Origin of the sequence: Saccharibacillus sp. WB 17, assembly GCF_008634075.2 — a bacterium.
GTDB lineage: Bacteria > Bacillota > Bacilli > Paenibacillales > Paenibacillaceae > Saccharibacillus > Saccharibacillus brassicae.
In genome coordinates, this window is record NZ_VPFK02000047.1 from 42,914 (window position 1) to 54,481 (window position 11,568).

Sequence of the window (11,568 nt, forward strand, 5' to 3'; positions counted from 1 at the left end):
CGTTCGGCGCGTGGCCTGCCGGCTTCGACGAGAGATTAGGAAATACTATAGCATCTCCCGAAGAAACCGGCATAACGCCTAAAAGCTATACCCCGCTATATCAAAATCTTATAGCGGGGTATATTTGTCGGAATTAGAGGCGGATAGGGCCCGGTTGCCTGCGGATTGTATACGGATCTTACGGAGGTTGCACGCGGAATGCACGCGCATGGCAGACAGCTTCCCGGCGGCCGACCCGTTTTCAGTCTGCTCTCAGTCCGGCCACACTTCCGCGGCCGTCTCGGCCACGAGCCTAAGCTTGTCCCACTGTTCTTCTTCGGTGAGCAGATTGCCTTCCTCCGTCGAAGCAAAGCCGCACTGCGTGCTCAGGCACAGCTGCCCGAGCGGCACGAAAGCGGCCGCTTCGGCAATCTGCGCCTTCAGCACGTCTTTGCTCTCCAGCCCGCCGTGCTTCGTCGTCACAAGGCCGAGCACGACGAACTGTTCCCGGATGAAGCGGAGCGGCTCGAAGCCGCCGGCGCGTTCGTTATCGTATTCGAGGAAAAAAGCATCGACCCGGCAGCCGCCGAACAACGCTTCCGCTACCGGCTCGTAGCCTCCCGAAGCGAACCATGTCGAATGAAAATTGCCGCGGCAGACATGCAGGGCGATCGTCATATCGGCCGGACGTTCGGCGATCGAATCGTTGATCAGCTTGACGTATTGCGCCGCAAGCGTGTCCGGGTCGGTGCCCTGGCTGCGCAGCTGCGTCCGGTGCAGCAGGCTGCACAGCGTACCCCAGGCGGTGTCGTCGAGCTGGAGATACCGGCAGCCCGCGTCGTAAAAAGCGCGGATCGCGTCCCGGTACACCCGGACGATGTCGGCGAACAAACCTTCGTCGTTGTCGTACGCGCCTCCGCCGTTGTAGCGCTGCACGAAATGGAACAGCGACGGCGCGGGAATGGTCATCTTGGGCACCGCGTCCCCTGCCTGCAGGCGCAGCGATTCGAAATGCCGCAGCATGGGATGCCGGCCGAACGAGATGCGCTCCGAGATGCGGAACGTCTCCGCGCGCTGCTTGGCGTCGATACGTCCCGCCGCGGCGTTCAGGTCGATCTTCTCCGTGCCTTCGACCCCGAGAAAGAAATCGAGATGCCACCACGAACGGCGGAATTCGCCGTCGGTGACGACGCGCAGCCCGATTTCCCGCTGCCGCTCCACGAGCTTGGCGATTTCCGCCGTCTCAAGCTCGTACAGCCCTTCGTCCGTCAGTTGCCTTTCCCGGTGCAGCCGCCGGGCTTCGAGCAGCTCAGGCGGGCGCAGGAAGCTGCCCACGAGATCGCAGCGAAAAGGCGGCGACGTTCTGGTTGTGCCGATCACTGGACTTTGCATACGTTCCTCCCGATTCAAAAATGGAAATGTGAAGCGAAGCTTCGTCAGAACAAAAACTGGTTCGCCGCGAAATAGCGCCGGGCGACCAGGTCGTTCAGCAGATTGATATAAGAAGCCGCGATCGGGCTCAGTCTCCGGTCTTTGTGCGCGATCCAGCCGATCGTGAACAGCTCGTCCGTCTCGACCGGCACCGACTTGAGCACCGTCCCGTCGAGTTCGGCGGCGAGAATGCCCGTACCGACCGTATAGCTGTGCGTGCCCGCCAGCAGTCCCGACAGGGTGGCGCGGTCATTAACCTTGACGCTGCGTCCCGCTTCCGGCAGGTTCATCAGTTCTTCCGAGAAATGCAGCGAGCTGCTTTCTCCCTGATCGAACGTGATATACGGGTACGGGGGCAGATCCTCGACCGTCACGATCTCCCGGCGCGCGAGCGGATGCGTCAGCCCGATAAAAATATGCGGGCGGGTATTGAACAACGGCGTAAACTTGAGGCTGCCGTCGCTGAACATCTTGTTCATGACTCTGGCGTTGCGGTCGCACAAATACAAAATACCGAGATCGCTGCGCAGCGTCCGCACGTCTTCGATGATCTCCGACGTCTGGGTTTCTCGCAGCGAGAACGCGTACTCCTGCTCGCCGCTTCCTTCCATCAGAGCGGAGAACGCTTCGGAAGCGAACGCGTAATGCTGGGTCGAGACGGAGAAATGCACGCTGCTGCGCCGCTTGTTTTTGTAACGGCCTTCCAGCAGTTCCGCCTGTTCGACGATCTGCCGGGCGTGCGCCATAAATTCAACGCCGTCCGCGGACAGCGTGATGCCCCGGTTGGTACGGTCGAAAATGGTAATGCCGAGTTCCTGCTCCAGGTCCTTGATCGCGTTGGACAGACTCGGCTGCGAGATGAACAGGCGTTTGGCCGCCTCGTTGATCGAGCCGCAGCCTGCCACCTCGATCGCATACCTGAGCTGCTGTAAAGTCAATATCGTTCCCCCGCTTTCAACTTACGCCGTACTTTCAACTGACGCCGTACTTTTTATCCCACGAACCCTGCTGCTTGCGAATGAACACGATCTGGCCGATATGGTATGCGTTATGGATCGTCAGGTGGGACAGGTCGCTTGCCCATTTGCCGAACTGTTCGTCGTCGGCCTGCTCGATAAGTTCGATCCAGTCGTTCAACGTGGCATCGTAAGCGGCGAGCGCTTCCTGCCAGGTGTCTTCCATGTTCGGTTCCGGATCAAACGTATCGTCGTTGTCCCCTTCGAATTCCGGCACTTCTTCGCCCCGAAACTGCTTGAGATACCGATGGTTGTAAAAGTCCAGATGCCGCACGATTTCATGCACGCTGTTCATTTCTTCGTTGCTTTTCCAATCGGCCTGTTTCTGTGTCAGCCCTTTGACCGCGGCGGCCATGGACGTGAACCATCCGTTTTCGTTGCGGCAGGCCCGCAGTTGAATCCCTATCGTGTCTCGGTTAGTCATAAAAGTCCTCCTTCGACCAATTCCAGATGGTAATCGCCGACCGCGTCTTTTTCGTACAGATTGTCCAGCGACGTCGAATAATTGTGAATGTCCGCGTCCCGTTCGAAGCCGAGGGCGGGAATGCGTACACGGAACTTGCCTTTGTACAGCAGCGTGGCGACGTCGTGATATTCCGCGTGCGTCACTTTGAAGTCGAAAGCGACCGCACGCCGTTGTTCGCCCGAAATTTCGACCGTGAATTCATGCAGGTTGAAGACGTGAAGCAGACGGTCGTCGATCCATACCGGGGTGCCGGCAGTTTGCCCGTCTGCGGGATTGGTGTTCATGGCACGGCCTCCTTTATAATGGATGCAAAGCAGTGATCGAAAGCAGTTTTACTATAATGGATTTGCGCCTCGGACGCAAAAGGAGAATCGTATGAACCTGATTACGGAAGCCCTGACGCCGCGATCGCCGTTATCCGCGGCCGTCAAGACGTTGTACGAAGAAGCTTTTCCCGCAAACGAAAGAGCCCCGCTGTCGATTCTGTACCGCAGGGCACGCCGGCCCGATGTGGAATTCACCGCTTATTACGACGAACAATCGGACGGGCGCGTCTTCGTCGGCTTCACTTACCTGGCGCGGCGCGGCAGCCTGATCTTCCTTATGTATCTGGCGATCGATCCCGTTCACCGCTCGCAGGGCTACGGCAGCCGGGTACTGGAGCAGATCCGCCGGACGTATCCGGGCAGCCGCATCCTGCTCAATATCGAAGCGCCCGATCCGGCAGCGCCCAATGCCGCGGAACGGCTGCGCCGGCGCGATTTCTACGTGCGCTGCGGCTACGCCGGTTCCGGTTACCTGATCCAGGAATTCGGCGTGCTGTACGAAGCGCTTATTCACGGCGGATCGTTCGACGAACAGGAATTTCTGCGCCTTTACCGCCGCTTTATGGGGTTCCCGCTTTCCCTGCTGGGACGTCCGAAGATTCGGCCGAAGCCGGACGCACGCCCGACGACTGACGGATCAGGAACATAGACATGCCCGCAAGCACGAGGACGCCGCCCCCGATCTGAATCCAGGTCATATGCTCGCCGAGCAGCCACACCGCAAGCAGCGAAGCGCCGACTGGCTCGCCGAGAATGCTCATGGAGATCGTCGTGGCGTTGACGTAGTTCAGCAGCCAGTTGTTGATAATATGCGCGAGCGTCGGCACGATCGCAAGCAGCACGAACACGCCCCATTCCCGCGCCGGATAATCGAAAAACGGCTGCACGGTCGCGAGGTTGTAGAGCGTCAGGAACATGGCAGCCGACAGGAACACGCAGAAGCTGTAGATCCAGTGCGACACTTTTTTGACCGCGCTTTGCCCGATAAACAAATACCCGACGACCGCGATCACGCACAGAAACGACAACAGGTCGCCGCGGATCGCCTGCGCGCTCAGCCCGAAATCGCCCCAGCCGATAAGCATGACCCCGAAGGTAGCCACGACCAGCGCGACGATCGATGCCCGCGTCGTCCGCTCCCGGAACAACGCAAATCCGACGGCGAGCGACACGAGCGGCTGCAGCGCCAAAATGATGGTGGAGCTTGCCACCGTGGTCAACTTCAGCGATTCGAACCACAGCGCGAAGTGCAGTGCCAGAAACAGCCCGGAGAAGACCAGCAGCCGGGCTTCCCTGCGGCCGATCCGCTTGAACTCGTCGCGTTTGATCCAGACGATAGGCAGCATGAGGAAGCACGCGAACCACATCCGGTACATGCTCAGAATGGAGGACGGCGCGTCCGACCATTTGACGAAGATCGCCGAGAACGAGACGGCGATGATGGAGACGGTCAACGGAATTGCGATAGATTTTTTCATGATAGTGCTTCTGTCTCCCCAATGCTTTTCTCTAGTTGTGCCCGCCGGGGCAGGCCGGATTTAATCATATCAGCAATCTTCGCGAAAAAAAACACTTTGTGACCGCGTGAACACGGAGCACGGCAGGCCCGGTCGGGTGCTGCGCGGTTCGTCGCCTGAGTCAGTCTGCAAATCCCCGGTTAAGTCCCTTTTGTAGCGATGGGGCGAGCCCAGACATTTGAGACGGGGAGTGACAGCATGCCTGAAAAACACGTAGCCAAAGCAAAAATCAAAACCCTGCTGAACGACCTGTTTACGCAGCGCTTCAATCAGGCCCCGGGGCGCATGGACATCTACTTGGATGAGCGTTCCTTGATCGTCCATCTGGAACACTTCATGGGCGACGAGATGCAGAACCTGATCCGGCTGCAGGACCCCGACGCGCTTCGTTCGGTGCAGGAACTGATGTTTGAACATATTTTGCCCGAACTTGCCGGCACGATCGAGGCCGCGACCGGTTTTCGGATCGGCACTTTCTATTACGACTGGTCGGACCGCGATCTCTCCGGCATGCTCGTCGGCCTTCCGGAAGAACAGGCCTATCACAAGCAGGAAGATTATTATTCGGGCAAAAGCGACGTTCACGACACTATCGGCAAAGTCACGTACGAGATCCAGAAAATGCCGGACGAGATCTACTCCTACTGGGCTGCCGACCATATTCTGGTCATCGTCCGGGAAGGCATCCTGATCAAAATCGAAAAAGCGTTCGTCGATCAGGGCGCCAGCGAGATTCTGCGAAAGGTCAAACGGAATCTGGAAAAAGAAGTCATCCATCTGGAATCCGATCATATCGAGCAGACGTTGAAGCGCAAAATCAAGGATTTCTACGTCGACTGGTCGTTCGAACTCGACAAAAGCTTGCTCGTATACGTGTTCGAGGACTGATCCGCCGGGCTGGGCTTGGGCGGACCAACCCGCCGCACGCCCAAAAGCCGATCCCGCTGTCGACAGACAAAGCGGGATCGGCTTTTTGATAGGCTATGGATTCATACGAAGCGATAAGAATAATACGAATCCATAAGAACGATACGAAGCGATCATATAGAAGGGCGCCGCCTGCCCGGGACCGGGCTTGCGGACGCTTATTCGACGCTTATTTGGAGACGCGGCGCTTCTCCTGCTCGCGCAGTTCGATGCGGCGAATCTTGCCGGAAGCGGTCTTCGGCAGATCGGTCACGAACTCGATCTTGCGCGGATACTTGTACGGAGCGGTCCATTCCTTCACGCGCGCCTGCAGTTCCTTGACCAGTTCGTGCGTGCCTTCGACGTCGTCGCGCAGCACGACGAACGCTTTGACGATGCTGCCGCGGATCTCGTCCGGACTTGCGACCGCCGCGCATTCCTTGACGGCCGGATGCTTCATAAGCGCTTCTTCGACTTCGAACGGCCCGATCGTGTAGCCGGAACTGATGATGATATCGTCGCCGCGGCCTTCGAACCAGAAGTAACCTTCTTCGTCGAGGCTCGCACGGTCGCCGGTAATGAAATATTCGCCGCGCATCGACTGGCCTTTGCGTTCGGGATCTTTGAAATATTCGCGGAATAGCGCCGGCAGCTCGCTGTGCACGGCGATATTGCCGACTTCGCCCGGCGGCACCGGCACGCCTTCGTCGTCGACGACAAGCGCCAGACCGTCCGCCATCGATTTGCCCATGGCGCCGAGCCGGACCGGCGAACCGACCAGATTGCCGATCAGCAGCGTGCTCTCGGTCTGGCCGTAGCCGTCGCGGATCGTCAGGTCATGATGCTTCTGGAACGCATGGATGACTTCCTGGTTCAGAGGCTCGCCCGCCGAGACGGCGCTGCGCAGCGCGGTCAGGTCGTATTCGCTCAAGCCGTGCGATTTGACCATGAGGCGGTATTCCGTCGGCGTGCAGCAGAGCACGCCGATCTTGTAATCCTGCAGCAGATGCAGGTAGCGCTTCGGCTCGAACGCGCCGCTGTAGACGAAGCCAGTCGCGCCGCTGCCGAGTACCGACAGGAACGGGCTCCAGATCCATTTCTGCCAGCCCGGCGCCGCCGTGGCCCAGACCGTGTCTTCCTCGTGAATATCGAGCCATGAAGACGTGATGCGCAGATGCGCGTATGCCCAGCCGTGCGTATGCACGACGCCTTTGGGATTGCCCGTCGTGCCGGACGTGTAGGCGAGAATCGCCATATCGTCGCGGGACGTGTCCGCCGCTTCGAACGTGTCCGGCTGATTCTGCATCAGCGCGTTCAGGTTCAGCCAGCCGTCCGCTTCGGTGGAATCGCCGGCTTCGGTCACGAGAATGCGATGATCGAGCGCCGGCAGCTCTTCTTCGATCCGGTCCACTTCGCCTGTTACCGACGGCCAGGAGATGACGGCGCGCGCTTCGGAATGAAGCAGGCGGTACGACAGGTCTTTGGACCGCAGCATTTCCGACGACGGAATAATGACCAGCCCAAGCTTCAGGCAGGCCATGTAGATGACGTACGCCACGATGCGCCGCGGTACCGTTACCAGCACCTTGTCGCCTTTTTGCAGACCGAGCTTCGACAGCCCGCCCGCGAGCCGGTTGGCCTGCTTCAGCAGGTCGCCGTATGTGATCTCCGCTTGTTCGCCGGCTTCGCCGAGCCATTTGAGCGCGACTTTATCTGGGGCGTAATGCTCCATTTCGGAGGTCAGATTGTATCTCTCCGGTGCTGCCCATTGACTGTATTTCATCCGACATTTCTCCTTTTGTCCATCCTTTATTCGACGCTTCGACGCGCCCGACCCGCACGCCTTGCCGTCACGATCGTTCCGGTATTAAGATCAGGTGGCTATTAGTATAGCATGGTTTAGGACCAGGTGTTAAGCTTCCTCATCTTTTCTTCATGAACAGCGCGCCGACTTCGCAGCAGCGGAAGATACGTGAATTCACGCTAAAACGTTTGCAAATTCCGATCTATTTTGTGATTTAATTCACTAAATTTTCGGCGAAATCTGTTTTAATGAAGAAGTAAACCTAAATTCCATGGAGGCGAACAACATGAGTTTTGACGGTGCGATTATTGAACGGCAGGGTCTGAGATTTGCGGCGGTGGCGGTCAAGCCGCACGTGCTGGGTTATTCCGGCGCATGCGAGGAAGCGGCGGCGAGATACGCTCCCGTCTTCCCGGGCATGCCGATCGTCCTGGTGTCCCAAAAGGCAGACGGCGTTCCCAAATATTGCGGAGACGCGGACTGCATCGCGTATCTCTCGGCGCTCGGCCCGGCGTCGATTCCCTGGCAGACTTATCATTCCGCTTTGCACAAGGAACTTGCGCTCCGGTGATTACCGGGGTGCTTTTTTGTCGGCAAAAGCGCAGACAAGGGCTCCTCCCGGAGATTCGCCCTTCCTGCGCTTCGTCGATCTGTGCGTTAGAGACTGCGGAACGCTACCGTTCCCGTATTGGTACTGCGATTCACGCGAAAAGCCGGTTCTGCCGCGTCGAAATCTTCGCCCCACTGGAGCATATAGCGAAACTCGTAAAATCCGCCGAGCGTCGCTTTAAAATTCGTTTCCCAATAATTCGTCATCACCCACGCGTACAGCGACGAAGTATCTGCTTCGCCTTGCTGTCCGTGCACTTTGCGCTCGCCGAAAGCCAGCGGTCCGGTCTGGATCAGCGGCGTGTCCGGCGTCGACAGCGCAAGTCCGCCGCTTGGACCGGTAAACGCCAAACCATCCTGAATACAGTAGAAGTCGGTCAGCGTACCCGGAATCTGGTCGATGCCCGGCCGCACGGCCGCGCCGGCTTTTTCAAGCCAGAGCTGCCCGCTGCCTTCGCCGGCGAACGGCAGGGACACGTAGACGTTTTCCGGTTCCCAGACGCTGTTTTTGTGCAGGCGCACCGATACGTCCACGCGCGGAAGTCCGGCATACACTTGAAGGAACAGCGAGTAATGGCTCATGCCTTCCACGGCGTAGGTCAGCTGCACGGTCGTATAGAGAAGCCCGTTCGCGATCTCCTTGACGCCGGTCAGACGGCCCGCGAAGCGCTGCACATTCATCCCTTTGCGGTTGCGGCCCATGATTCTGCGGACGGTCATCTGATCGCCGCGCTCGCTCTCGGTCACTTCGTACACGGGGGTAAAAGCGCCGTGCGCCTGCCTGGCATCGATCATCTCCCGCCCTGTCCGCTTGTAGATCCACGACTGGATGCCCGCGCCCGCGGTCCAGGCGATCCGGACATGCGGCGATTCGATTCCGTTCTCCGTGACGACGACCTGCAGCGCTTGCGCGCCCTGCGCCGGCGCGATCAGGTCGCGGATATCGTGCACGCGGTCGGCGCCGACCAACCGGGTGCTGCTGCCGCCGCTGCCCGCCGCCTGCTGCCGCACGCTGCGGATCGAATATCTTTTTTCCCCGCCTGCTTCAAGTTCGGCCATGATCGCGATCTGGTAGCCCCGGCTTACCCGCTCCTGCTGATGGGGCACGACGGCTCCGGTCTCTTCGTCCACCACTTCCAGGCCGTGCCGGAAATAGTCCGCTTCCCACTGTTCTTCCAGATACATAAACGCCAAATCTTCGACCGGATAAGCGAACGAATTGATCACCTTGTACGTAAAAGCGCGATTCGCCCGCAGCAGCACGTCCCCGCGATCTCTCGTGACCCGGTCCAGGCAGCGATGGGCGAGGCGGCTCGCTCCGGCGGCGTACGCTTCTTTGCGGACGGCCAGTTCCTGCACGAGCGGATGCCACGGTTCGGAGATCGAGGAATGATAGCCCCACGTATGCTCGGCATACAGGATCAGCTGCTGCTCCGCTTCCCGAAGTTCGTCCGCGTCGACGATTTCCCGCTGCGGATCGAGCCGTTTGACGAGCGACAGCGTACGCTGCGCATTGCGGAAAATCTGGGTATGCATCGCGGTCGAAGCGACGCCGTCCGACCACCAGTCGGGCCAGTCTCCCTTATGTACGGGAATCTCGACGTCCTGCTGCTTGAGCAGATCGAAATAACGGTCCAGCGTAGTCATCTCGACCTCGACCGTATCGCCGTGCTTGGCGTTCCACTCGTGGATAAAGCTCATGATGCGTCCGTTCGGTGCCGCGTTGTCCCGCAGCAGTCCCATCACGTTGACGAGCGCGAAATCGTACGGATACCCTTCCTGTTCAAGCTGCTCCAGATACCGGCCGATTCGGGTCTCCGCGACGTGCCAATGATCTTCGGAGATGCCCCAGATCGGCGTCTCGTCCTGGATCGAGTAGGACAGCATGCCGTCGGGATTGAGCCCCAGATCATTGCCCATCATGTAGTGCTCCCCGCTACAGACGAGGATGCGGCTGCCGCCGGGCGTCTCCCAGTAAAAAGGAAATTGTTTGCGGCCGATCGCGAACATGCCGTGGTGGGTATGGATACTGCTGAGCAGATGTTCGATCCCGGCGTCCGCCAAAGCCTGTGCGTAGCCCCAGCTGTACCCGTTGATATCCGCCGTGATCGCCGAACGCACCGCAAGGCCCAGCGGCTGCGCGAACCGGCCCGCTCTCGACACCATCTCGCTCAGCAGCTCGTATCCGATCAATTCCGTCATGTTCAAATACGTGCCGGACAGCTCGATCTCGCCCCGGCGCAGCGCGTCGACGAACCGCTCCTTCTCGTCCTCTTCGGCTTCCTCCAGAAATTTCTCGACGGCCCAGAACGTTTCGCACGTCCATTTGAACCCGGCCCATTCGGGATGCTCGCCGCTGCGGGCCGCTTCGCAAATCGCCACGGCCTGGCGGATAAAGTCTACCTGGTACTGCTCGATTTTCTCCTGCCGTTCCGTATAGCCGATATCGGTATGGGAATGGTGCACCACGTAAATCTTCCACTTTTTCGCTGTTTTTTGCATGATTGTCGCCTCCATTGAGATCCGGTACGCCGCTTGCGCGGCTTCGTTGTCCGTCATGTCCGTGTATCAATCCTGCCTGCTGGTCATCCAAGCGTGAATCCCGCGCAGCGTGCCGGCGAGCGTGCTGCGGCTGACGCGAATATGGATCTCCGGACCATCCGGCCGGAGACCGCTCGCCAGAGACGGGACGAACAGAGGGGCGCTGCGGGAAATTTGTCCGCCGAGCACGAGCACGTCCGGCCGGAACGGCAGCACATGCGGCAGCAGAATCTGTGCCATCCGCTGTCCGAACCGTTCGAACACGCGCCGCGCCCCGGCGTCTCCGGCTTCCGCGAGTTCGGCCAGTTCGCGCACGTCAAGTCCCGCTGCGGCCGGGCCCATGTCAGCCGCCAAAGCCAGTACGCCTCTGCGGGATATATAATCGTCCGCGATGCCGCTCCCATAAGGCGCGTCGTACAGCCAACCTTCACCCGGCACGTCTGCGCGGCGTCGGACCGGCTGCCCGCGTTCGAGAAAGCAGGAACCGAGACCCGTGCCGATCGTCAGGCAGATCGCCCGCTGCGCCCCATGCGCCGCTCCGCCGGGAGCGGACTCGCCCAGCCCGAACAGCACCGCGTCGTTCTCGAACGCGATTCGAAAATGCGGCGCCAGCCGGCGGCCGACGGCAGTATTCGCCTGCAGCTCCAGCTGCAGCAGCCGGCCGACCGGAAGGCCGTACAGCGGCTCGAACTTGCCGAGCCCGCGGATGCGGCTGACGCCGGCTGCATAGTCGAACGGCCCGGGAAAAGCGAGGCCGAATCCGTCGACCGGTGCGTCCGTGCCGGCTTTGGCGAGTACTTCGCCGAACAGGTTCGCGGCATGCGCGATCCAGTCCCCCGCCGGCAGATCCGATCGGGCCGGGTAATACCCGACCGTCGCGTCGACGATTTCCCCGTCGACGACGGCGGCCGCTTTGATCTGTGTTCCTCCGACATCGAACGCGACGATCAGGGAAGAAGACATCTTCGCCACC

11 protein-coding genes are annotated in these 11,568 nt (G+C 59.7%); 3 read left to right on the forward strand and 8 right to left on the reverse strand.

All coding sequences use genetic code 11. The features are described 5' to 3' along the window. Positions 1-252 precede the first annotated feature (252 nt). The 4 genes from FTE24_RS22055 to FTE24_RS22070 are packed head-to-tail and all read right to left on the reverse strand — an operon-like array spanning position 253 to position 3,176. Positions 253-1,371 carry a 5-methyltetrahydropteroyltriglutamate--homocysteine S-methyltransferase gene (locus FTE24_RS22055; RefSeq protein ID WP_150228770.1) on the reverse strand — a complete coding sequence of 373 codons (1,119 nt, stop codon included), beginning with the start codon at positions 1,369-1,371 and terminating at the stop codon, positions 253-255. 44 nt (positions 1,372-1,415) lie between these two features. Beyond that, positions 1,416-2,348 (reverse strand): LysR family transcriptional regulator, encoded by a 933-nt coding sequence (locus FTE24_RS22060; RefSeq protein ID WP_150228768.1) that lies wholly within the window; start codon positions 2,346-2,348, stop codon positions 1,416-1,418. 34 nt (positions 2,349-2,382) lie between these two features. After that, the gene (locus FTE24_RS22065; RefSeq protein ID WP_150228766.1) at positions 2,383-2,850 is read right to left on the reverse strand and encodes a DinB family protein; all 468 of its coding nucleotides are present in this window, start codon (positions 2,848-2,850) and stop codon (positions 2,383-2,385) included. Further along, the gene (locus FTE24_RS22070; RefSeq protein ID WP_150228764.1) at positions 2,847-3,176 is read right to left on the reverse strand and encodes a DUF3219 family protein; all 330 of its coding nucleotides are present in this window, start codon (positions 3,174-3,176) and stop codon (positions 2,847-2,849) included. Before FTE24_RS22070 ends, FTE24_RS22065 begins: the two co-directional genes overlap by 4 nt. A 91-nt stretch (positions 3,177-3,267) precedes the next feature. Here FTE24_RS22070 and FTE24_RS22075 point away from each other — a divergent pair, with 91 nt between their 5' ends. After that, positions 3,268-3,867, forward strand: a complete 600-nt coding sequence (locus FTE24_RS22075) for a GNAT family N-acetyltransferase (protein WP_160441862.1) — start codon at positions 3,268-3,270, stop codon at positions 3,865-3,867. Here the strand turns inward: FTE24_RS22075 and FTE24_RS22080 are convergent. Next, positions 3,779-4,696 (reverse strand): DMT family transporter, encoded by a 918-nt coding sequence (locus tag FTE24_RS22080; protein WP_150228759.1) that lies wholly within the window; start codon positions 4,694-4,696, stop codon positions 3,779-3,781. The two genes, FTE24_RS22075 and FTE24_RS22080, sit on opposite strands and share 89 nt — an antisense overlap. Before the next feature lie 237 nt (positions 4,697-4,933). Here FTE24_RS22080 and FTE24_RS22085 point away from each other — a divergent pair, with 237 nt between their 5' ends. Further along, the gene (locus tag FTE24_RS22085) at positions 4,934-5,623 is read left to right on the forward strand and encodes a Na-translocating system protein MpsC family protein (protein WP_160441863.1); all 690 of its coding nucleotides are present in this window, start codon (positions 4,934-4,936) and stop codon (positions 5,621-5,623) included. A 208-nt stretch (positions 5,624-5,831) separates the two neighbouring features. Here the strand turns inward: FTE24_RS22085 and FTE24_RS22090 are convergent, their stop codons facing one another. Next, positions 5,832-7,424 (reverse strand): acyl-CoA synthetase, encoded by a 1,593-nt coding sequence (locus tag FTE24_RS22090; RefSeq protein WP_150228755.1) that lies wholly within the window; start codon positions 7,422-7,424, stop codon positions 5,832-5,834. A gap of 307 nt (positions 7,425-7,731) precedes the next feature. Here FTE24_RS22090 and FTE24_RS22095 point away from each other — a divergent pair, with 307 nt between their 5' ends. Continuing rightward, the gene (locus FTE24_RS22095) at positions 7,732-8,016 is read left to right on the forward strand and encodes a hypothetical protein (protein ID WP_150228753.1); all 285 of its coding nucleotides are present in this window, start codon (positions 7,732-7,734) and stop codon (positions 8,014-8,016) included. An 86-nt stretch (positions 8,017-8,102) separates the two neighbouring features. Here the strand turns inward: FTE24_RS22095 and FTE24_RS22100 are convergent, their stop codons facing one another. Together FTE24_RS22100 and FTE24_RS22105 are read right to left on the reverse strand one after the other, a co-directional pair. Continuing rightward, complete coding sequence (locus FTE24_RS22100) at positions 8,103-10,556, reverse strand: glycoside hydrolase (protein ID WP_160441864.1); 2,454 nt, start codon at positions 10,554-10,556, stop codon at positions 8,103-8,105. Positions 10,557-10,622: 66 nt separating this feature from the next. After that, the gene (locus FTE24_RS22105) at positions 10,623-11,558 is read right to left on the reverse strand and encodes an ROK family protein (RefSeq protein WP_150228749.1); all 936 of its coding nucleotides are present in this window, start codon (positions 11,556-11,558) and stop codon (positions 10,623-10,625) included. Between the last annotated feature and the right edge of the window lie 10 nt (positions 11,559-11,568).